The sequence below is a fragment of the Leifsonia sp. SIMBA_070 genome (assembly GCF_046534635.1).
Lineage (GTDB): Bacteria > Actinomycetota > Actinomycetes > Actinomycetales > Microbacteriaceae > Leifsonia.
Genome location: NZ_JAWRYK010000001.1, coordinates 1461616 through 1483552, shown reverse-complemented (window position 1 = coordinate 1483552; position 21937 = coordinate 1461616). Strand labels below are relative to the sequence as shown.

The following is a 21937-nucleotide window of genomic DNA, read 5'->3' as shown; positions in this document are numbered from 1 at the left end:
TTACGGTAGCCTGTAACCTGTCAACGCAGATAGGTGGTTATCATGCATCCGTTGTTCTTCTGGTCGATCTCCGTCGCGGATCTCGCCGAGCGCGAGCGGCAGGAGGCGATGCTCCGTGCGCAGCGCGACTCGGGCGTCGAGCAGCCTGCTCCCCTGACCCGCGACGACCGCTGGCGCGCCGCCATCCAGCGCTGGGCCGCCGCAGAACCGCCGCAGCTCCCGGCCGCGCCGCCCGCTCCCTCGCCCTCCGCCGCTGCCCGCCTCGGCTGCGCCTGACCCCCGATCCGCCGCCCCACCGTCGAGTACACGAATCTTGCACGCCCGCACGGCGTGTCGCGTGCAGAAAGTGTGGACTCGACGGGGGGCGCAGCGCGGAGGGTGCGGAGCGGGGGCGGAGGGCTCAGGCGAGGGTGAGCAGCTCGGGCGCGTGACGGACGGGGAAGTTGACGCTCGCGGCGATGAAGCACTTCTCGGCGGCCGGCGCGTGGAGGGAGGCGGCAAGCTCCTGCTGCGCAGGATCGGCGATCGTGACGCGCGGGTGGAGGGTGACCTCGGTGAAGTGACCACCGCCGTTGCCCGTCTGCTCCATGGTGCCGGTCGCCGCGTCCGTGTAGCCGACGACGACGACACCCGCGCGGGCCGCCTCGGCGAGGTAGCTGAGCATGTGGCACTGCGACAGGGCGGCCAGGAGCAGCTCCTCCGGGTTCCAGCGGTCGCGATCGCCGAAGAAGGCGCGGTCCGCCGAGCCTTCGATCGAGTGCTTGTCCGCCGTGCTCACCACGTGGTCGCGGCCGTAGTCCTTGTAGCCGCTGGTACCGGTGCCGCGGTTGCCGGTCCACTGCAGGTCGATCGCATACGCGTGCTCGAGCTTCATGCTCCGATTCTCGCACCGCGGCTAGACTCGAAAGCACCATGACTGACACCGTGAGCACCCCCGCGCCCGTCTTCTCCGTTCCACAAGAACGCCGAATCGTGACCGCCATCCCCGGCCCCAAGTCCCAGGAACTGCAGGAGCGACGCCTGGCCGTCGTGCCGACCGGCGTGTCCTCGGCTCTGCCGATCTACATCGCCCGCGCCAATGGCGCGATCCTCGTCGATGTGGACGGCAACCAGTTCGTCGACTTCGGCGCAGGGATCGGCGTGACCACGGTCGGGCACACGGAGACCGCGGTCGTGGAGGCCGCAGCCGGGCAGCTGCAGGACGTCATCCACACGCTGTTCACGATCACGCCCTACGAGGAGTACGTCCGCGTGGCCGAGCTCCTCGCCGAGCACACACCCGGCGACCACGCCAAGAAGACGGTCCTCGTCAACTCCGGCGCGGAGGCCGTCGAGAACGGCGTCAAGATCGCCCGCAAGTACACGGGCCGCCGCGCCGTCGCGGTGCTCGACCACGCCTATCACGGCCGCACCAACCTCACCATGGCCATGAACTACAAGGCCATGCCGTACGCGACCGGCTTCGGTCCGTTCGCCGGCGACGTGTACCACGCGCCGAACTCGTACCCGTACCGCGACGGCCTGAGCGGCGCCGAGGCGGCCGCGCGAACCATTGCGTACCTCGAGAAGGTCGTCGGCGCCTCCGACCTGGCCTGCCTCGTCGCCGAGCCGATCCAGGGCGAGGGCGGTTTCATCGTCCCCGCCGACGGGTACCTCGCCGCGCTGCAGGAGTGGTGCACCGCCAACGGCGTCGTGTTCATCGCCGATGAGATCCAGAGCGGGATGGCGCGCACCGGCGCCTACTACGCCAGCGAGCACTTCGGCGTGGTCCCCGACCTGGTGCTCAGCGCCAAGGGCATCGCGGGAGGCCTCCCCCTCGCCGCGGTCACCGGCCGCGCCGAGATCATGGACTCCGCGCAGCCCGGCGGTCTGGGCGGCACCTTCGGCGGCAACCCGGTCGCCGCAGCGGCCGCGATCGCCGTCTTCGAGACGATCGAGCGCAACGACCTGCTCGCCGAGGCCGGCCGCATCGAGGCCGCCCTCAAGCCCGCCCTCGAGAAGCTGCAGCAGAAGCACGACATCATCGGCGACGTCCGCGGCATCGGCGCGATGATCGCCATCGAGCTCGTCAAGCCGGGGACCGCGCAGACGACGAAGGAGCCCAACCCGGAGGCGGTCAACGCGATCGTCGCGGCGGCGGCCCAGCAGGGCATCCTGTTCCTCAACGCCGGCACCTGGGGCAACGTCCTCCGCTTCCTGCCCAGCCTCGCCGTGTCCGACGAGCTCATCGCCGACGCCGTCTCGGTGATCGACGACGCCATCGCCGGGCTGTGAGCGCTGAGGCAGCCGTGACGGTGGAGGTGTTCTCGGTCGACGAGTCCGTCGAGCTCGCCGTGGTCGAGCGTAGCGGCTTCGTGGAGTCGCGGCACGCCGGTTCTGCCGTCGTGCTCGGACCCGACGGAGCGGTGCTCCGCACCCTCGGTGCTCCCGAACGTCCCGTGTTCCCGCGGTCCAGCATGAAGCCGTTCCAGGCGGTGGCCGTGATGGGTGCCGGCGTACCGCTCGAAGGCGCGAGCGCGGTTCTCGCCACCGCGAGCCACGCCGGCACTCCGGCGCACCTGTCCGTCGTCCGGAAGCTGCTCGCGCAGGCACAGCTCGGCGAGGATGCCCTCCACTGCCCGGCGGACTGGCCCCTCGACACGGCGGCGCGCGACGAGCTGGTCCGTGCCGGCGAGCACAAGCACCCGGTGTACATGAACTGCTCCGGCAAGCACGCGGCCATGCTGCTCGCCTGCCGGGTGAACGGCTGGGCGACCGACAGCTACCTCGATCCGCAGCATCCCGTGCAGCAGCACATCCGCGACACCATCGAGCGGCTCACCGGCGAGAAGGTCGTGGCGACCGGGGTCGACGGCTGCGGTGCTCCCGTGCACGCGATGTCGCTGATCGCGCTGGCCCGCGGCATCCAGCGGATCGCGACCGCCTCCGACGGGTCGCCGTTCGCGTTGTTCCGCAACGCAGCGCTGCTGAAGAACGCGGTGCTCGCCGACGGCTGGGCGATCGACGGACCAGGGCGGGCGAACACCGTCGTCATCGACGAGCTGGGCGTCTTCGCCAAGGGCGGCGCTGAGGGCGTCATGGTCATGGCCGCGCCCGACGGCACGACGGTGACCCTCAAGGTGCTCGACGGCAGCCTCCGCGCGGCCTCGATCGTCGCCCTGCGCCTCCTCGCCGACGCCGGCGCGCTCACCCACCAGGACGTCGACGCCGTCGCTCCGAAGCTCGACCTGGCCGTCCTCGGTCGCGGCGCCCCCGTCGGCGCCATCCGCGCCTCCTACGCCTGACCCCCCACCGTCGAGTACACGATTTTTCGACGTTCTCACGCGAAAAACGTGCAGAAATCGTGTACTCGACGGTGGGCGTAGGCCCGCGGGAGTGCGCGGGAGCGCGGCGTAGGCCCGCGAAGCAGCGGGGCTACTGGCGGGCGAGGCGCCGGGCCCGGGCTGCGGCGGTCAGCTGCGAGACGAGCACCACGAGCAGGGTCAGGATGAAGACCGCCGAGGCGATCACGTTGGCCTGCGCCGGGATGCCGCGCGACGCCGCGATGTAGATGTACATCGGGAACGTCGTCACCGCCCCGGCGTTGAAGTTCGTGATGATGAAGTCGTCGAAGCTGAGCGAGAACGACAGCAGTGCAGCCGAGAGGATGCCCGGCAGCAGCAGCGGGAACGTGATCCGCCAGAACACCGCGTTCGGCGACCCGTACAGGTCGCGCCCCGCCTCCTCCAGCGCCGGGTCGAGGGAGGCGACCCGCGCCTTGACGGTCACCACGACGAAGCTGATGCAGAACATCACGTGGGCGATGATGATCGTCATGAAGCCCTTGTTCACGCCGAGGCTGAGGAACTGCGCCGCCAGGCCCGCTCCGAGCACCACCTCCGGGCTCGCCATCGGCAGGAACAGCAGGAGGCTGGTCTGCGAGCGGAAGCGGAACCGGTAGCGCATCAGAGCGATCGCGATCATCGTGCCGAGCACCGTCGCGATGACCGTCGAGATGATGCCGATGATGATGCTGGCCATGAACGCGTCGCAGATGCCGGCGGCGTCGCAGACGTTCGTCCAGTTGCGGAGGGTGAACCCGCGCCAGGCGATGTTGTTCTTGATCGCGTCGTTGAACGAGAAGATGAACGTGTAGACGATGGGGATGAGCAGGAACGCCAGCGCGAGGAACGCGTAGACGCCGAGCCCGAGCCCTTTGTACCGCCGCCGGCCCGTGGTCGACCGGGGCGGTGTGCTCGTGTCGGTCGGCGTGGTCATCGTGGTCACAGGAGCTCCTCCGTCCCACTCCGTCGCACATAGAGTCCGACGATGACGAGGATGACCGCCATCAGGATGACCGACATGGACGCCGCCGCCGGGTAGTTCTGCAGAACGAGGAAGTTGCTCTCGATGACGTTGCCCATCATGGAGGTGTCGGCCGCGCCGAGGAAGTCCTGCGAGGCGTTGATGTAGTCGCCGGCCGCGGGGATGAACGTCAGCAGCGTCCCGGAGACGATGCCCGGCATGGACAGCGGGATGGTCACCTTGCGGAACGTGGTCCACGGGCTCGCGTAGAGGTCCTGCCCGGCTTCGAGCAGCCGGGTGTCGAGCCGCTCCAGCGTCGAGTAGAGCGGGAGGCACATGAACGGGATGAAGTTGTACGTCAACCCGAAGATGACCGAGAACGGCGTGCCCGTGATGTGTGCGTCCGGCGGGAGGATGGAGAGCGCCTTCAGCGAGCTGGCGATCCACCCGTCGTCGCTGAGCAGCGCCTTCCAGGCCAGCGTCCGCAGCAGGAAGCTGATGAAGAACGGCGCGATCACCAGGGTCATCAGCAGGTTCTGCAGGATCGCACGGCCGCGCATCGTGACGCCGATGAAGTACGCCAGCGGGTAGCTGATCAGCAGCGCCGCGGCGGTCGCGATCAGCGCGTACCCGAACGAGCGGAGGATCTGCGGCCAGTACTCCGACAGCGAGTCGGCGTAGTTCTGCCACTGGAAGGCTGTCTGATACTGACCGATGTCGCCGTCGACGACAGGCGCCTGGAACGAGGTGATGATCAGCGAGATCAGCGGCGTGAGGAAGAACAGGACGAGGTAGAGGATGCCGGGGAGCAGCAGGACGAGCGCGATGCCGCTCTTGCGGCGGACGGCGGGCTCCTGGTCCTGGACCGGCGGCGCCCCGGTGAACGCGGCGATCGCCATTACGCCTCCTCCAGCTCCGTGAGCATCCGCTCCCGGGCCTGCGCAGCGATCGCTTGCGTGTCCGCATCGTCGGAGAAGCGTCCGTCGGCGGGCGGCTCGTCGGCGAGGACGAACGTGTGGCCGGCATCCCAGGCCACCCACACCTCGGCGCCGAGGACCGCGATCGGCCCGCTCGCGGTGTTCTGAGCGAAGACGACGACGGTGCCGAGGCCCGGCACGTCCACCAGGTACTGGGTGCTCACCCCGCTGAACGACACGTCCGCGACGCGCCCCGGCCCGAGCCGGTTGGCGCCGGACGGGATGGTCTCTGGCGTGGTGTGCAGCGTGAGCTTCTCCGGACGGACGCCGACGGTGACGAAGCCGCTCGTCCGCTGGGCGCGCGCACGCGGCACCTGGATGCGCTCTCCCCCGACGTCGACGCCGAGTGTGTCCGTGCCGGTGTCGCGCACCGGGCCGGCGAACAGGTTCGACTGCCCGAGGAAGTTGGCGACGAACACCGTGGAGGGCAGCTCGTACAGGATCTCCGGCGAGCCCATCTGCTCGATGCGCCCCTTGTTCATCACGGCGACGGTGTCGGCCATGGTCATGGCCTCCTCCTGGTCGTGCGTGACGTGCACGAAGGTGAGGCCGACCTCCGTCTGGATGGACTTCAGCTCCAGCTGCATCTGCCTGCGCAGCTTCAGGTCGAGCGCGCCGAGCGGCTCGTCGAGCAGGAGCAGTGCGGGACGGTTCACGACGGCGCGGGCGAGCGCCACGCGCTGCTGCTGACCGCCGGACAACTGGGTGGGGCGGCGCGACGCCAGGTGGTCGAGCTCGACGAGACGGAGCGCCTCGTGCGCTTTCGCCACCGGGTCGCCGATCCGGCGCCGGCGGAGCCCGAACGCGACGTTCTCGAGGACCGTCATGTGGGGGAACAGCGCGTAGCTCTGGAACACCGTATTGACCGGACGCTGGAACGGCTTGGTGCGCGTCACGTCCTGACCGCCGATGAGGATGCGTCCTGCGCTGGGCTCCTCCAGACCCGCGACCAGGCGGAGCGTCGTGGTCTTGCCGCAGCCGCTCGGCCCGAGGAGGGCGAAGAACGATCCTGCGGGGATGGTCAGGTCGAGGTCCTCGATGGCGGTGAACCCCGGGAACCGCTTGGTGATGCCGTCGAGGCGCAGGTCGGCGCCGGACTCGGCGAATGCTCCCTTCGGCATCAGGCCCCCAGGATCACCTTCTGGAAGGACGCCTGGTACTTCTGCTCCTCGGCGGGCGTCAGCGAGCGGAAGATCTTCACCTTCGAGAGCGTCTCGGCGTCCGGGAAGATCAGCTGGTTGTCCGCGAGCTTCGGGTCGATCTTCGTCGCGGCCTCCTTCGCGCCCTGCACCGGCGTGATGTAGTTCACCCACGCGGCGACCTCGGCGGCGACCTCCGGCTGGTAGTAGTAGTCGATCAGCTTCTCGGCGTTCGCCTTCTGCGAGCTGCCGATGGGGATGACGAAGTTGTCGCTCCACAGCGTGCCGCCGGCCTCGGGGATGGCGAACTGCCAGTTGTCGCCCGCCTCCGCGTTCAGCTGGGTGATGTCGCCGGACCAGCAGATCGCGGCCAGAGTGTCGCCCGACTTCAGGTCGTTGAGGTACGAGTTGCCCTTGATGTTGCGGATCTGGCCGTCGTTGACCTGCTTGGTGATCGTCTCGATCGCCTTCTCGTAGTCGGCGTCGCTGAAGCTCTTGGAGATGTCGACGCCCTGCTGCAGCATGATCAGGCCCATGGTGTCGCGCATCTCGCTGAGCACGCCCACCTTGCCTTTGAGGTCCGACTTCCAGAGGTCGTCGATCGACTTCAGGCCGTTGGGGAGCTTCTCCTTGTTCCAGCAGATGCCGGCGAAGCCGCTCTGCCAGGGGAGGGACTTCTTGCGGCCGGGGTCGAAGTCGACGTCCTGCAGGTTGGCGACCAGGTTCTTCTTGTTCGGGATGGCGGACTCGTCGAACGACTGGACGTAGCCGAGCCGGATCCAGCGGGCGATCATCCAGTCGGTCAGGCAGACGGTGTCCGCGCCGATGTCCTTGCCGAGGGCCAGCTGGTCCTTCACTTTGGCGTAGTAGGTGTTGTTGTCGTCGACGGCGACGTCGTATTTGACGGAGATGCCGCTCTGCTTCTCGAACGCCTCGAGCGTCGGGTACTTGCCCGCGTCGTCCTGGTCGAGGTACGCCTGCCAGTTCGCCCAGGTCATCTTCTTTGTGCTGCCGGACTGGTCTTTGGCGGGAGTCGGCTTGCTGGATGCGCCGCCGGTGGAGCAGGCGGCGAGTGCCAGTGCGGCGGCGCCGGCTCCCGCACCGGCGAGGAGGCCGCGGCGCGTCAGGTGCGACGCGCGGGCCGACTCCACGAGCTGGCGGATCATCGGGTCTTGCGGGAGGTTGCTCGGTTTCACTGGGTGCTCCTCGGGGATCGAACACGGACCACGGGCGACGGCGCATCGGCGGCACTCCGTCGTGCCGTCGCGGTGGACCCGATCCTGGCACACACCGTCGCGATCCGCAGCAGAATATGGCCGGATGGTCCATTCGGAAACACAATCTTTACGAAATCCGTGTCGGATCGGTCGAAACGGCCGGGAAACCGCAGACCGGGCGTTCTGCCGCTGCGTCCCGCGGTCGACTTGTCGCTCACGTATCGGAGGAGGTGCGGAAACCGTCTGAAACACCGGCACCGGCCCGCGAAATCAGCATCCCCGTGGCGAAAATTCAGTCGAAATCCTCCGTGAACCCGGCTATGGTGAGAGCGAACCCCATGTCGAGTGTCGAAGGAGCCCCATGAAGGTCGCGATCCCCCGCGAGATCAAGAACAACGAGTTCCGGGTGGCGATCACGCCGGCCGGCGTACACGACCTGGTCGGAGCGGGACACGAGGTGTTCGTGGAGGCCGGCGCGGGCGTCGGCTCCTCCATCCCCGACGAGCTGTACGCGCGCGCGGGCGCCACCATCGTCCCCGACGCGGCGGGCACCTGGGAGGCCGGCGACCTGATCCTCAAGGTGAAGGAGCCGATCGAGAGCGAGTACGGCTACTTCCGCCGCGGCCTCGTGCTGTTCACCTACCTGCACCTGGCGGCCGACGAGGCGCTCACCCGCGCCCTGGTCGACGCGGGCGTCACCGCCATCGCGTACGAGACCGTACAGCTTCCGACCCGTGCCCTCCCCCTGCTCGCGCCGATGAGCGAGGTCGCCGGACGGCTCGCGCCGATCGTCGGCGCCAACACCATGCTCAAGCCGAACGGTGGACCCGGCCTCCTCGTCCCCGGGGTCCCCGGAACGCACCCGGCCGTCGTGACCGTGCTCGGCGGCGGTGTCGCCGGAACGAATGCGATCTCCGTCGCTGTCGGCCTGGGCGCCGAGGTGACGGTGCTCGACACCAACATCCAGCGTCTGCGCGAACTCGACGCGCTGTACGCCGGCCGGATCAAGACAATCGCCTCCAACAGCTTCGAGATCGACAAGGCGGTCGTGGCCTCCGACCTCGTCATCGGCTCGGTGCTGGTCCCCGGCGCCAAAGCGCCCAAGCTCGTCACCAACGAACTGGTGTCGCGCATGAAGGCGGGCAGCGTCCTCGTCGACATCGCCGTCGACCAGGGAGGCTGCTTCGAGGACTCGCACCCGACCACGCACGCGGACCCCACCTTCACGGTGCATCAGTCGGTGTTCTACTGCGTCGCCAACATGCCCGGCGCGGTCCCCCACACCTCGACGTACGCACTGACCAACGCGACGCTCCCCTACGCGCGCGCCATCGCGAACCGCGGCTGGCAGGATGCCCTTCGCGCGGACGCCTCCCTGGCGCTCGGCCTCAACGTGCACGACGGACGCGTCACCAACGAGGGCGTCGCCTCGGCGCACGGCCTGGAGGCGGTCGCCGTTCAGGACGCGCTGGCCTGAGGCCCTCCCGCGATCTGAGCCGCCGCACGCCCCGCGCGGCGCCCGGGATCAGCTCAGGAGACGTCGAACCACTGATCGCCGATCTCCACCCGGGTGCCGCGCGTGACGCGGTAGCGCCGGCCGGCCTCGCACTGACGCGCGACACCTCCGAGAGGATGCGCGACCGTGCCGTTGCCGGAGTAGCGATCGCAGATCCAGAGTTCGTCGCCTTCCAGGCCGAACTCCAGGTGCGTCTTGGAGACGCTGCGTGTCGGGTCGGAGACCACGATGAGCTGGTCGACGTGCTCGCCCGGCTGCATGATCGGCCTGCGGCCGACCAGTCCGGAGCCGGACACCTCGACGATATCGCCCGTCGAGAAGCTCAGCGTGTACACGCGGTAGGCGACCGGATGCGCGGGCGGCGCCTCCTCCACCGGCACGATGGTCATGGCCTGGGTCGGAGGCAGGCCGTCCTCATCGAGTTCCAGCTGGTCGGGGAAACGGCCGGCCATCGCGGGCGCGGGCGGCCGCTCGGCGAGGCGATCGGAGATGATCGACGTGTCGGACGGCCGTTGGTCGGCGATCTCGGGTGCGCGCAGCCGGGACGAGGTGACCGAGCTGCCGCACATCGGGCAGAACAGGGTGCCGTCGGCCAGTTCCGCTCCGCACACACGACAGGTCATCGTTTCCGTCCCTTTCCGCTTCCCCTCCCACGGTAGCCGAGCGAGCGCAGCGAGACGGCAGCGAGCACCCGCTTCCACCGCGTGTCGCGTTTGGCGAGCTGTCCACGGAGATCGTCGACGGCCTTCCAGACGGATTCCGCCTCGGCCGGAGTGGGCGCGATCCCGCTGAACGTCGCCCGGTCGGCCACCGTGGCGAGGGCCGCCGCCCGCGACCCGCCGATGGTGCCGGCGAACTCCGCCCGGGTGGCAGCCGGGGGCGGGTCGTAGCCGTGGTCGACCGCAGCATCGGCGAACTCGCGCCAACCGCCGACGATCCGCTCCCGGGCGGTCGGAGCCGACCTGCGCAGTGCCCGCCGGCGCCACTTGGCTGCGAGCACGGCCAGGAACGGGGAGGCGAGGATCGCCAGGACGAGCAGCGTCCATCCCACGATGACGAGCACGGTGAGCAGGGTCTCCAGCACCGGATCCGGCTTCGGCTGGTTCGAGGGGTCGACCTGGGCCTGCGGGGGTTCGTCGTTGCGCTGCGGGTTGTCGTCGACCGGCGGCTGCACGTTGGTCTGCGGCCGCGAGATCTGCGTCGGCTGGTCCGGCTGCTTCGGCGGCACAGGGCGCTCCGGCGGCGTCGGGTCGACCGTGACCCAGCCCGTCGTCGTCTGCACCTCGATCCACGCCGAGATGTCGGATCCGGTGAAACTGACCTGCGAGCCGGTGACGTCCTTCGGCGCGACGAAGCCCATGACGACCCGCGCCGGGAAGCCGAGCTGACGCGCCATCAGGGCGGCCGTGACCGCGTACTGCTCCTGGTCGCCCAGCATCGGCACGTCGGTGAGCAGTTCTGTGATGCGGTCCGCGCCGTGCCCCGACCGGCTGGCCGGCTCGTTCGGCCCGACGCCGTGACTGATGTAGCCGTCCTGCGCCAGCCCGCGCAGGGCTGCGGCGAGTTTCGGACCAGCGCCCGAGACGCCCGCGGTGTACTTCTGCAGGACGGACTGAAGCTCATCGGGGATGACCGTCGGTCGCGGGACCGAATCCGTCCCCGGCTGGACCTTCTCGAGCTGGGCCGTCGCGAGCAGGGGTTTCACCACGGATTGCTCCGTGTAGATGTCGCCCGTGTGCAGTGCGGTGGTGACGGCGCCCGTCCCCGTCACGTCGTTGTAGAAGAACGCCCCGGCCAGGGTGCCGGACCGCGGGCCGCCGAACTGCACCTGTTCGAGCTGGCCGCTGCCCGGGAGCCACGGCCCCCGATACCCCTGGACGACCACGGTGGTCGTCGTCCGCCTGCCGGTCGTCGCGCCCTGGTCGATCCGGTACGGCACCCGCGCGAACGAGCCGGACGCGCTGGTCTCGTCGCCGCTTCCGACGGAGTAGGTCACCCCGTCGTACGTGTCGAGGGTCGCGATGCGCAGGCGGTGGTCGGCGGGCAGCCCGTCGACCGTCAGCATGGTGGTGTCCGCGTTCGGCTGCTCGAAGTAGGAGCGGAAGCCGCTCAGCGGGCTCGGGTAGTGGCGGGGGTCGAAGGGCTGCTCGACCGCGGTCCGGACGACCTGCCGGTCGCCCGGCGGAGGGAGCAGCGCAGCCGCCGCGATGCCGCCTGCCGACGCGGCGACCAGCATGACCGTCGCGCCGGTCGCGGTCAGCAGCGCGGTCGAACGGCGCTCGCTGCGCGACTCCACGAGGAGGCCGCTCTGCTCACGCAGGGAGCGGACGGCCGCCGACCTCCGCTGCAGGCGGAAGCGGATGATCCAGGCGAGCAGTACCGCGAACAGGGCGAAGAGGAGCAGCAGCGGGACCGGCGCCACCGAGGAGCCGAGGAGGATGCCGGCGACGACCAGCAGCACCGGCGGGAGGGCGGCCAGTTCGGGCCGCGACGAACGAAGGGCGATCGTCACGGTGAGCACTGTGGCGATCAGCGTGAGGAGGAACGCCGGCACGAGCAGCGCCTGGTAGGAGCCGACCGGCACACTGATCGTGACGAGCTGCTTCCAGCTCAGCCAGGTTCCCTGCACAAGGTCGACGAAGCCGGCGGCCGTCGGCAGGAGGCCCCCGGCGGAGGCCTCGGCGGGCACGGCCAGTTGCACACCCGTCGCCAGGTACGCGACGGCGACGAGGCCCGCGATGACGATGCTCGGCAGGCGCCAGGCCCAGCCGACCACGCCGATCACCGTGCCGAGCACGAGCGTGCAGACGAGCATCACGATGAAGGAGCCCGACTGGTACACAGGCCAGAACGACCACGCGCCGAGGGCGACGGCGGCCAGCGCGAAGACGACGTCGATCAGCGCGCGGGCGGAGCGGCGGGCGGGCATCAGGTGGCCAGCCGTTTCGCCAGGCTGCGCTGCAGGTCCTCAAGGTAGCCGATGGTGAGCACGCTCAGATCGGCGACCCGGCGGAGGGACGGCACCGCCCCCTCGTCGCAGACGATCCCGACCACATCGACGCCGAGCGGGAAGTGGGCCGCCGCTGCACGCAGCTGGGCCGCCGTCGGTGTAGAGCCGCAGACCAGGAACGCGATCGAAATGCCCGCCGAGTCCTCCGACGCGACCTGCGCGAGCTCCGCGAGGCGGAGGGCGGAGTCGGCGGTCTCGACACCCGCGAGGTCGTCGAGGAGCCTGCCGCGGTTGATCGTGCTGAGGCGCCGCGCGCTGAACACCATCCGCTTGGCGAAGTCCGGCGTCTCCGCACTGGCGACCACCGACACCGTGCGGGAGTCGAGCATCGCCCGGACGCCCAGGGAGGCGGTCACGCTGACCGCGAGCTCGAACTCCTCCTCGGTGGCGTAGTCGGACGCCGAGAGGCTGAGGGCGACCAGGAGGTGGCTGCGCCGGGTCTCCTCGAACTGCCGCACCATATAGCTGCCGGTCTTGGCGGTCGACTTCCAGTGGATGTACCGGCGCTCGTCCCCTGGCACGTACTCTCGCAGCGCGTGGAAGGCGATGTCGCTCGACGTCAGGTCGCGGGTGGGCGACCCCTCCAGGTCGCGCACGAAGCCGGTGCTCATGCTCGGGATGGCGATGGTCCGAGGATGCACGAACAGGTCGAGGGAGTCCGCCCAGACCACCTCGCGTCGCAGCAGGCCGATGGGGTCGGCGCGCACAGTGCGGACGGGGCCGATCGGGACGATGCCGCGGCGGCTCGTCGGGACGACGAACACGTCGGAGTGCTCCTCGGAGGGCGCGAGCGACGGAGCGGCGAACTCCGCCAACCCCTGACCGACCGGCACCTCGACGCGCACTCCGGGCAGCCTCCGCCGCAGCGGATTGCGGACGGCCACCTCACCCGGCGCACGGTCGCCGACGACGACTCTGTTGGCCGGCAGCGACAGCCCGACCTCGTACGCGGTGCGCCCGATGAGGTACCCGGAGGCGACGACGAGCAGGACGACGGCCGTCCACCCGGCCACCACGGCCTCCACCCAGCCCCAGAGGTAACCGGCCGTCAGGGCCAGCACCGCGAGCACGAGCATCGACCAGCCGAGCGCCGTCACCACGCTGCCGACCCGGCGCGCCAGCACGGCGATCGCGCGACCGGCCGTGGCGGAGCTGCGTACGACCCACACGATCGCGTCGGCGAGCAGCCCCTCGCGTTCACCGACGATGCGGGCGCGCGCGTTGGTGAGCTCGGTCTGCGAACGGGTGACGGTGGTCACACGGCGGCCCGATCGCTGGGGGGCGGGACCTCGATGAGGAGCTGGCCGATGAGGCTGGACGCGCTGACGCCCTCGAACTCGGCCTCCGGGTCGAGCACCAGGCGGTGCGCGAGCACGGGCTCGGCCAGCGCCTTCACGTCGTCCGGGGTGACGTAGTAGCGGCCGGAGGCTGCCGCCAGCGTCTTCGAGGCACGTAGGAGGGCGAGTGCTCCGCGGACGCTGACGCCGAGCCGGATCTCGTCGGCGCTGCGGCTCGCCTCCACCAAGCGGGAGATGTAGTCGTTGATCGTCGGGTCGACGTGGACCCCGCGCGCGATCGTCCCCATCTCGACGACCGTCGCCGCGGAGATGACCTCCGGCACGACGACCTCGTGCGCCTTGCGCTCCGACCCTTCGAGGATGCGGAGCGTGGCCTCGTGGTCGGGGTACCCGATCGACGCCTTCATCAGGAACCGGTCGAGCTGCGCCTCCGGGAGCCGGTAGGTGCCCGCCTGCTCGATCGGGTTCTGGGTCGCGATCACCATGAACGGCGCGCCGACGGAGTGGCGGACGCCGTCGACCGTGACCTGCTGCTCCTCCATCACCTCGAGCAGCGCCGACTGCGTCTTCGGGCTCGCGCGGTTGATCTCGTCGGCGAGGACGATGTTGGCGAAGACCGGTCCGCGGTGGAACTCGAACGCTCCCGTCCGCTGGTCGTAGATGTTGACGCCGGTGATGTCCCCGGGCAGGAGGTCGGGGGTGAACTGCACGCGGTTGGTCGTGCCGCGCACGCTCTCCGCGATCGCGCGCGCGAGCGACGTCTTGCCGGTCCCGGGGAAGTCCTCGAGGAGCAGGTGCCCTTCGCTGAACAGTGCGGTGAGCGCCAGGCGGATCACGTGCGTCTTGCCGAGCAGCACACGGTCGATGTTCCCGACGAGGCGCTCGAACACTCCGGAGAACCAGCCGGCCTGCTCGGGGGTCATCGTCATGCTCCGGCCTCTTTCGGTTCGGGGCGCGGCGGGGTCTGCCGCAGGGATGGGAGGGTGCGCCGCGGGATGCGGCTCACGTCATTATGGCGGCCGGCGGTCATGGCAGGCTCGATCCCGGATAGTTCCAGGTGTACGTGTCGCCGGCGCTGACGCGGACCGTCAGAGTCGGCGACGGGTCGTTCGCGGGCGCGGTGCAGCTGGCCGTCTCCCCGGCCGCCGGCATCGGCAGCTGGGTGGTGCCGTCGCAGCTGTACGTCACGGCGTCGTACTGACCGGTCGGCCAGCTCGTCCAGCTGAAGACGTGGCTCGCCGGGTCGTAGCGCGCCCCGCCGATCCGGAGACTGACCGCGACCCCGAGATCCTGCGTCGCGCTCTGCGGCGGTGAGCAGAGGGAGGAGCCGTCGGGGTAGCCCTCGCAGACTCTGTTGATCCGCACCGTCAGCGGGACGCCGTAGTGGGTGCCGTTCGTCCCGCTGAGCACACCGGTCGTGCCGGCCAGAGTGCCCGAGTCGACCACGGCGCCGCCGCTGAGCAGGTCGTAGTCGAAGCGCGGGTTCGCGCCGCCGCCTGCCCGGTAGGAGACCGTGACCTGGAAGTCGGCCGTGTCGCCGGTCTGCACCCGGCCCTGCACCGCGATCCCGGTCACGTCGCCCGGAGACTGCCGGGGCGTCGCGGTCACGGGGGCCGCCTCCGTGCAGCCCTGCCCGTTGAAGGCGTAGACGACGAACGTGTAGCTCTGGTTCGGGCTCAAGCCCGTGAACACCGTGCTGCCGTCCTGCACCTGGCGGAGCCCGCTGGTGGAGAGGGACGCCTGACCGGAGTCGACGCCCGTCACCCGGCAGGATGTCGGATCGGCGCCCTGGAAGACGCCCGCGTAGTAGCTGGAGATCGCCTTGCCGTTCTCACCGAAGACCCCGGACCAGCTGAGGGTGGCGCTGGTGCCTGCAGTGGTGTCCGGGGTGGCGACGGGCGCGACACCGGTGAGAGTCGGCGCCCCGGCGGGCACACCGCTCCCCTGGCTCTGGTTCCAGGTCGTGCGGCCCTGGTAGAACTGGTTCCTCGACGACACGCTGAACGCGATGGCGGCGCCGTTCGCGATGCCCGGGTCGGTGATGTTCAGTGCGTAGGACGTGCCGACCGGGTCGGTGGCGGAGACCTGCAGAGCGTTGGTGACTCCGCCGAGCGAGACCACATAGGACGTGATGGGACTGGCGCCCGCCGCGTCGGCCGGCTTCGACCAGGTGATCCGCAGGCCATGGTCGAGCGGCGTCGACGAGAGCGCGGTCGGCGCGTTGGGGATGACGTCGGACCAGACCGGTTCGGCGTAGGCCGTCGGATCGGAGAGACCCAGCGCGTTCCGCGCGCGGACGGTGAGCGTGACCGAGTTGTCCGGACCGTTGCCCGGCGTCGTGATCACGCAGGTCGTGGTGGCGCACTGCGTGGTGGAGAGCAGCGCGCCGGTGGTCGCGTTCGCCATCGCCACCTCGAAGCCGGTGATCGGCGAGTTGTTGAAGGCTCCGGGGATCCAGCTCAGCGTGAGGCTGCGGTCGGCGATCGTCCCCACCTGCACGTTGGACACCGGCGCCGGCCGGTCCTGCACCGACACCGTGACCGTGCCCCAGGTGTACCGATCGGGGTCGCCGGTGGCGTCCGCCACCTCGTACTGCAGGGTGGTGTCGGCTGGGGCGGCCGTGGCCGACACCGACACCTCGAGCTGCGAGTTGTCGGCGCTGGGCGTGATGCTCAGTCCGTCCGGCAGCCCGCTTCCGAGTCCGCGCACAGCGAGGACCGTCAGGGGTTTGCCGGGGAACGGGTTGGTGGCGCTGTCGTTGGCGAGGACGTCGACGGTGGTCGTCTGGCCGCGCGGAGCGATCACCCGGTCGGGCTGCGGGCTGGCCAGCGGCCGGGTCGACGGGACGACGGAGATGTCGATGCGCCCGGCCTGCCCGGCGTTCACCGCATCCTTCACGCCGATGGAGAGGGAGGGAGTCGATCCCTTCGGCGTGCCCGTCGCGACTGTCACCGTGAGCTTCTGACCGTCGAGGGTCGCGCTCACACCGTCCGGCCGCGGGTTCTGGATCGAGTAGACGAGCTCGTCCTGGTCCTTGGCGTACGGGTACTTCGTCACCTTGGTGAGGTCGATCGTCTTCGTCTGGCCGGGCTCGAACTCGATGAGGGCTCCGGTGAAGACCGGCGGCTGGTTCTCGCGCGGAGTCACGTCGATGGGGAGCACGATCGTCGCGACGTTGCCGTTCGGATCCGTGGCGCTGGAGCCGTCCGTCACCTGGAACGAGATCGACGCCGGCCCGAAGTACCGCGGGGACGACGTGAACTGGAGGGTGTCATTGCCGACCACCAGGTCGTCGCCGTTCGCGTGCGTCGCCCGGACCGTCGCCGCGTCGGTGAGGCGCACCTTCCGGTCGCCGACGGCCACGATGTAGTCGTTGAGGTGGATAGTCAGCGTCTTCTCGCTGACCACCGTCAGTTTCGGGGCTCCGCGCTTCAGCTGCGGGAGGGCGTCGTCGTAGCCGGGCACGTGCACGAAGCCGTAGGCGACGACGGACTCGTCCTCCGGGTTGGCGACCTTGAACGGCACGATCTGGCTCTTCGCGCCGATCGGGATGCTGAGTCGCTTGGAGGCCGTCACCTGCGCGCCGCTGGTGTAGCCGGGGACGAGCGAGAGCTTCAGGGTCGAGACCGGGCCGTCGGCGAAGAACACGTTGGCCAGCACGTTCACGTCGACCCGGTTCTTCCCGAGGATGTCGGAGAGGCCGAGCGTCGTGTCCGAGACGACCGGACGGGCTGGGGGCGCCTTCTCGTCGACCGTGAGCCGCAGGAACGCCTGGCTCGTCCCTCCCCGTTCGTTCTGGATCGTGTACAGGAACCCGTACGCGCCCTGCGTCTTCGGCGCGGTGACCGTGACGACGTCGCCGCTCACCTTCGCCTTCGCCTTGCCGTCGAGCGAGGAGACGGCTGTGACGCTGAGCGGGCTGCCGTCGGGGTCGCTGTCGTTCGCGAGCACCTGGACGGTCAGCGTGCGGCCGGGTCGCGCGGTGACGTCGTCTTCGACCGCGATCGGGTTGCGCGCGCCCTCGACCCGGGCGGCGATCCCGACGCGCACGGTCCCGGTCGCCCGCGCGCCGAGCGCGTCGACGACCGCGTACGTGAACGTGTCGGTGCCCGCCGAGTAGTCACCGGCCTGGAAGTCCATCCAGTCCGGGCCGGAGGCGATCACGGCGCCCTTCTGCGGGTTGGTCTCCTGGCCGATGAACTGCACGGAGTCGCCGTCGGGGTCGATGCCGGAGAGCGGAACGGTGATCCGCACCGTGTCGCCGGCGAGCACCCGGGCGGTGACCGTCTTCGGCACCGGAGGGTTGTTCGTCGCCGCGTCGCGCTCGCGCACGGCGATGGTCACCTCGGCGGTCGCCCACTGACCGTCGGCGCCGTAGACCTTGTAGGCGGCCGTGTAGTTGCCCGGCTTCCCCGGCGCGAGGTAGCGCAGGTGGTCGCCGCTGGCGAACAGCAGGCCCGCCCCGTTCGGAAGCGGGGTCGCCAGGGTCGGGTCGAGGGTCAGGGTGTCGCCGTCCGGCTGGACGTCGTTCGCCAGCACGGGGATGTCGACGACGTCGCCGACCCGGACGGACACCGAGTCGGGCGCCGCGATCGGCGGCTGGTGCACGGTCAGCGGCGGCAGCTGCACCACCGTCACGGTGCCCTCCGTGTCGGCGAGGCCGTTGCTGAGCCGGTAGTGGAAGTCGACAGGACCCTCGAGCGGACGGCTGAGAGTCACGCGCAGCGTGCGCTGCTGCAGCACCTGGACGCGGACGCCGGTCGACGCCTCCGGTGCCGTCACGCCCGTGACCAGCAGCACACCGCCGGACGGGTCGATGTCGGTCGAGAGCACGTCGACGTCTTGCGACGCCTGCTCGCGGATGAACGCGGTGTGGGGCACGGCGATCGGTGCGGTCTTGGCCCCCGGTGGCGCCTTGACCTCCACCCGCACCACGCCGGTGGCCGTGATGACGCCGTCGGTCACCGAGTACTCGATGTTGTGGGTGCCCGCCTGATCCGACTCGAAGCGGAAGGTGCCGCCCTGGTAGTCCGGGGTGATCGTCGCGTCGGCCTTCGTCGGGACGGTGCTGAGCCGGACCGTCCCGTTGCCGCCGCGCACGTGGTCGAGCGGCGAGACGGTCACCTCTTGGCCCTGGTAGGCGAGCACGGCGAACGGGTCCGCGATGATCGGGACCTGTCCGGGAGGACGCACCGTCACCGCGAGCAGCCCGGCGGACTCGGCGCGGCCGTCCGAGAGGGTGAGCGCCACATCCTTCACCCCTGCGCCGTCGCCGTGGTCGGAGTAGGCGACCTGACCCTGCGGCGTGAAGGTGACGGTGTCTGGCGCAGGCACGCTGGAGCCGGCCAGGTAGAAGGAGTCGCCATCGGGGTCGTAGCAGTCGCCCAGGACGGCCGAGGTGACCCGGCCGCCGGACTGCACGACGGCCTTCGCATTGCGGACGCAGACCGGCGGCGTGTTCTCGCCCGCCGCACGGACGGTGACGGTGACGTGCGCGGTGGCCGTTCCGCCGCGTCCGTCCGAGATGGTGTAGTCGAAGGGGATGGTGCCGGTCGCCGTCGCGGGGAGAGAGATCTGCAGCTGCTGGTCGGCGTTCGTCAGCTCGAGCGTCCCCTGCGTCTCCGGCACGCCGGTGAAGGAGTCGATGGTCAGCACGTCGCCGTTGGGGTCGTAGTCGTTGAGCAGCACGGGGAGGGGCGTCACGCGGCCAGGCCGCGCGCCGAACGTGTCGTCGACGGCGACGGGAGGCTGCTCCTGCTTCTCGTACTGCGGGGCGGTGTCCTGCTTGGTCTGGTTGACGAGCTCCTGGGTGTTCTTCTTGGAGACCAGCTCGTCCCAGTTGTCGATGCGCGCGTTCCCGCTCTGCACCGCCCAGGAGACGCCGGACCGGCCGTCGTTGAGCACGACCCGATCGCCGTTGGCCCGGAAGGCCAGCGTGGCGCCGGACGGCACCTGCGAGAGTGTCGTCCGCTCCCCCGCGGCCGACGGGTCGCAGGAGCGCCACGCCGTCCCGTCGCTCCAGGCCGCGTAGGTGCAGCCGGCGACCGTGACCGGAGCGGCCGGGGTTCCCGTGGCACGCGTGAACGGGCGCGTCGCCCGGCTGCCGTCGAGCGGGACCCGCACGAGCCCTGCGGCGGAGGAGACCCAGACGGCGTCGCCGCCGGCGGACGACTGCTGCAACACCGGGGCCGCGCCCTCGGGGAGGAGCGAGGAGAGATCGACGGCGCGTCCGTCCAGCCATATGGTGCGCTCGTCCGGGTCGAGCAGGGCCCAGTGGCCGCCGACCGATGTCAGTGAGACGTTCGCTCCGTCGCCGCGCGTGGCGACCTTGGTGGTCGTGGTGGCGGGCTCCGCCGTACCCAGGTCGGTGCGCACCAGCGTTCTGGTCGCCGGTTGGTAGGCGAAGAGGACGCCGGACGGGTCCATGGCCGAGACCGCACGGCCGCCGAGGTCGACGGTGGCCGCGGAACCGGAGTTGAACTGGTCCAGCTGCGAGACGCTGGTGAGCCAGAGCTGCCCGGTGGTCTGAGACAGCAGGGCGACGTGCCCGCCGGCCAGAAGCACCTGCGGCGAACGCGGGGGCAGTGCGACGGACTTGCCCGCCTCCGCCGTCGCCGGGTCGACGACGGCGACCGTGTTCGCCTCGCGGTCGATCAGGAGCACGTCCGTGCCGTCCTGGACGACGTCCAGCGATTCGCCGGTCCCGGCCACGACGGTGTTGAGCTTGTCGATCTCGGTGTTGGCGCGCCCGAGCGACTTCTTGGCGTCGCTGGCGACCCACACCGCGGCGTCGTCGAGGTGGAGGTGCTGCGCGCTGTAGCCGCCGGAGACGACGGCAAGGGTCGTCACCAGGGCCGCGACGGCCGTGCCGCTCACGGCGGTCGCCGCGATCGACTTGTGGGCCGCAAGCCAGGACCCCAGGCGCGTGAGGACGCTCACGTCCCGTCCGCCCTCTCTACGCATTTCTGGCCGCTGGGCGTTCCCGTCTTGCCGTCGCGGTTGACGGTGACCGTGACGCAGACGGTCTGGCCCGGTTTCGCATCCACCCGGAACTCAGTGGCGTGCTGGCTGCTCGGCGGCTGATCCTGGACCGTCACCTGGTAGGTGTCCCCTGCCTGGAGGCCCGGGTCGGTCCAGCTGAACACGATGGTGCTCCCGGTTACCCGGCCGCTCAGGTCGCGCACGGTCGGGATGTCGCCGCTGGCGCCGGCGCGGACCAGCACGATCGAGGCCGTGATGGCGAGCACGACGACGAGCGCGGCGCACGCGATGAGCGACACCACCAGCGCCCGCGAGGTCTTGGAGGGCGGCGCCTGCTGGGGCGTCTGGGCGCTTCCGGCGCTCTCGCGCACGACCGTGTGGCCGACCGCGCGCGTCACGGTGGCGGACGCCGGCGCCGATCGTCTGCGCCGTCGGCGGGCACCCGGCTCGACCGCGACGACGCCCTTCACCCGCGTCCGGTCCTCCGGATCGCCGGCGGTCGCCAGCGCCCAGTCGTCCATCGCGACCTCGATGGGAGTCTGCGGCAGCTCCATCTCGGCTTCGACGGCCTGCAGCTCACGGATGAACTCGAGGGCGCTCCTCTGCCGCTGAGACGGCTTGCGCGACATCGACCGCAGGAGCACCTGCTCCAGCCGGGGCGGAACGTCGGCGCGCCCGATCGGCAGCGGCCGGCTCTTGGTGATGCGGTGGATGAGCTCGGCGGAGGTGTTCTCTTTGCCCGGCACCTCGAAAGGCGAACGACCGGCCAGCAGCGAGTACATCGTCGCGCCCAGCGACCAGACCTCGCTCGCGATCGTGCCGCTGGTCTCGTCGAGCAGCACCTCCGGGGCCGACCACGGGATCGAGAGGCCGATGGCCTCCGTCACGTCGGCTTCGCTCAGCGTCGCGGCGATGCCGAAATCGCTCAGGACAGGATGCCCGTACGCCGTGCTCAGGATGTTGGAGGGCTTGATGTCGCGGTGCAGCACCCCGGCGCGGTGAGCGGTCTCGACGGCGCTGGAAATCCGGACGCCCACACTCAGCACGTCGGGGACCGACATCGGCTCCGACCGGTACCGCTGGCCGATCGCCGCCGAGCAGAGCTCCATGACGAGATACGGCCGCCCGTCGGACGACACGCTCGCCTGGTAGACGGTCAGGATCGAGGGGTGCGTGCTGAGCTGCGCCATCAGGTTCGCCTCGGCCTGGAACATCTGCTTGACCTGGCTGGTGACGACCTCGGCCAGCATGACCTTGACGGCGACCTGTCGCCGCGGCATGTTCTGCTCGTACAGGAACACGTCGGCGAAGCCGCCAGACCCGAGTACGCGGACGTACGAGAAGCCGGGGAGATTGGGCGGCTGGGACGGCAAACGCCGGGCCATGGCTCCTCCCGTTCGTCGGCGAAGACGCGTTCGCACGGTGCAAAAGCGTTTGACAATTGTAGGCAGCCGCTCCCGGGCATCTGCTGGGCCGGACCCGCACTGGGGACAACTCGATTACCCCCAAGTCGGG

General features: G+C 70.2%; 15 protein-coding genes. 4 read left to right on the top strand and 11 right to left on the bottom strand.

Going from position 1 to position 21937, the window contains the following annotated elements; genetic code table 11:
• Positions 1-42: 42 nt before the first annotated feature.
• A complete protein-coding gene (locus SB754_RS06940; protein ID WP_410781608.1) occupies positions 43-276 on the top strand; it encodes a hypothetical protein in 234 nt (77 codons plus the stop codon).
• Positions 277-400: 124 nt separating this feature from the next.
• On the opposite strand, the gene SB754_RS06935 is transcribed toward SB754_RS06940, so the two are convergent.
• Complete coding sequence (locus tag SB754_RS06935) at positions 401-874, bottom strand: OsmC family protein (protein WP_410781607.1); 474 nt, start codon at positions 872-874, stop codon at positions 401-403.
• A gap of 38 nt (positions 875-912) precedes the next feature.
• Here SB754_RS06935 and gabT point away from each other — a divergent pair, with 38 nt between their 5' ends.
• Complete coding sequence (gene gabT / locus SB754_RS06930; protein ID WP_410781606.1) at positions 913-2274, top strand: 4-aminobutyrate--2-oxoglutarate transaminase; 1362 nt, start codon at positions 913-915, stop codon at positions 2272-2274.
• Positions 2271-3284, top strand: a complete 1014-nt coding sequence (locus tag SB754_RS06925) for an asparaginase (RefSeq protein ID WP_410781605.1) — start codon at positions 2271-2273, stop codon at positions 3282-3284. The genes gabT and SB754_RS06925 overlap by 4 nt, the downstream gene beginning before the upstream one ends.
• Positions 3285-3414: 130 nt before the next feature.
• Here SB754_RS06925 and SB754_RS06920 read toward each other — a convergent pair whose 3' ends face one another.
• Genes SB754_RS06920 through SB754_RS06905 form a run of 4 tightly spaced genes read right to left on the bottom strand, consistent with a single transcriptional unit; the run spans position 3415 to position 7596 of the window.
• A complete protein-coding gene (locus SB754_RS06920) occupies positions 3415-4266 on the bottom strand; it encodes an ABC transporter permease (RefSeq protein ID WP_410781604.1) in 852 nt (283 codons plus the stop codon).
• The gene (locus tag SB754_RS06915) at positions 4263-5183 is read right to left on the bottom strand and encodes an ABC transporter permease (RefSeq protein ID WP_410781603.1); all 921 of its coding nucleotides are present in this window, start codon (positions 5181-5183) and stop codon (positions 4263-4265) included. The genes SB754_RS06920 and SB754_RS06915 overlap by 4 nt, the downstream gene beginning before the upstream one ends.
• A complete protein-coding gene (locus SB754_RS06910; protein ID WP_410781602.1) occupies positions 5183-6382 on the bottom strand; it encodes an ABC transporter ATP-binding protein in 1200 nt (399 codons plus the stop codon). The genes SB754_RS06915 and SB754_RS06910 overlap by 1 nt, the downstream gene beginning before the upstream one ends.
• Positions 6382-7596, bottom strand: coding sequence for an ABC transporter substrate-binding protein (locus tag SB754_RS06905; protein ID WP_410781601.1), 1215 nt, complete (start codon positions 7594-7596; stop codon positions 6382-6384). Before SB754_RS06905 ends, SB754_RS06910 begins: the two co-directional genes overlap by 1 nt.
• Before the next feature lie 382 nt (positions 7597-7978).
• Between SB754_RS06905 and ald the strand changes: the two genes are divergently transcribed.
• On the top strand, positions 7979-9094 hold the full coding sequence (ald, locus tag SB754_RS06900) for an alanine dehydrogenase (RefSeq protein WP_410781600.1): 1116 nt from the start codon (positions 7979-7981) through the stop codon (positions 9092-9094).
• Positions 9095-9147: 53 nt separating this feature from the next.
• On the opposite strand, the gene SB754_RS06895 is transcribed toward ald, so the two are convergent.
• The 6 genes from SB754_RS06895 to SB754_RS06870 form a co-directional block, all read right to left on the bottom strand.
• Entirely contained in the window at positions 9148-9756 is a 609-nt protein-coding gene (locus tag SB754_RS06895) for a zinc-ribbon domain-containing protein (RefSeq protein ID WP_410781599.1), read from the bottom strand.
• The gene (locus SB754_RS06890) at positions 9753-12062 is read right to left on the bottom strand and encodes a transglutaminaseTgpA domain-containing protein (protein WP_410781598.1); all 2310 of its coding nucleotides are present in this window, start codon (positions 12060-12062) and stop codon (positions 9753-9755) included. The genes SB754_RS06895 and SB754_RS06890 overlap by 4 nt, the downstream gene beginning before the upstream one ends.
• On the bottom strand, positions 12062-13402 hold the full coding sequence (locus tag SB754_RS06885; protein ID WP_410781597.1) for a DUF58 domain-containing protein: 1341 nt from the start codon (positions 13400-13402) through the stop codon (positions 12062-12064). Before SB754_RS06885 ends, SB754_RS06890 begins: the two co-directional genes overlap by 1 nt.
• The gene (locus SB754_RS06880; protein WP_410781596.1) at positions 13399-14370 is read right to left on the bottom strand and encodes an AAA family ATPase; all 972 of its coding nucleotides are present in this window, start codon (positions 14368-14370) and stop codon (positions 13399-13401) included. Before SB754_RS06880 ends, SB754_RS06885 begins: the two co-directional genes overlap by 4 nt.
• Positions 14371-14467: 97 nt before the next feature.
• Positions 14468-20380, bottom strand: a complete 5913-nt coding sequence (locus SB754_RS06875) for an Ig-like domain-containing protein (RefSeq protein WP_410781595.1) — start codon at positions 20378-20380, stop codon at positions 14468-14470.
• The gene (locus SB754_RS06870; protein WP_410781594.1) at positions 20377-21807 is read right to left on the bottom strand and encodes a serine/threonine-protein kinase; all 1431 of its coding nucleotides are present in this window, start codon (positions 21805-21807) and stop codon (positions 20377-20379) included. The genes SB754_RS06875 and SB754_RS06870 overlap by 4 nt, the downstream gene beginning before the upstream one ends.
• Positions 21808-21937: the final 130 nt, after the last annotated feature.

What these genes read in the sequence shown, in the direction of transcription:
- SB754_RS06880 (WP_410781596.1), bottom strand. Translation starts at nt 14,370, where the DNA reads ATGACGATGACCCCCGAGCAGGCCGGCTGGTTCTCCGGAGTGTTCGAG.
- SB754_RS06895 (WP_410781599.1), bottom strand. Translation starts at nt 9,756, where the DNA reads ATGACCTGTCGTGTGTGCGGAGCGGAACTGGCCGACGGCACCCTGTTC.
- SB754_RS06915 (WP_410781603.1), bottom strand. Translation starts at nt 5,183, where the DNA reads ATGGCGATCGCCGCGTTCACCGGGGCGCCGCCGGTCCAGGACCAGGAG.
- SB754_RS06940 (WP_410781608.1), top strand. Translation starts at nt 43, where the DNA reads ATGCATCCGTTGTTCTTCTGGTCGATCTCCGTCGCGGATCTCGCCGAG.
- SB754_RS06890 (WP_410781598.1), bottom strand. Translation starts at nt 12,062, where the DNA reads ATGCCCGCCCGCCGCTCCGCCCGCGCGCTGATCGACGTCGTCTTCGCG.
- SB754_RS06910 (WP_410781602.1), bottom strand. Translation starts at nt 6,382, where the DNA reads ATGCCGAAGGGAGCATTCGCCGAGTCCGGCGCCGACCTGCGCCTCGAC.
- gabT (WP_410781606.1), top strand. Translation starts at nt 913, where the DNA reads ATGACTGACACCGTGAGCACCCCCGCGCCCGTCTTCTCCGTTCCACAA.
- SB754_RS06935 (WP_410781607.1), bottom strand. Translation starts at nt 874, where the DNA reads ATGAAGCTCGAGCACGCGTATGCGATCGACCTGCAGTGGACCGGCAAC.
- SB754_RS06870 (WP_410781594.1), bottom strand. Translation starts at nt 21,807, where the DNA reads ATGGCCCGGCGTTTGCCGTCCCAGCCGCCCAATCTCCCCGGCTTCTCG.
- ald (WP_410781600.1), top strand. Translation starts at nt 7,979, where the DNA reads ATGAAGGTCGCGATCCCCCGCGAGATCAAGAACAACGAGTTCCGGGTG.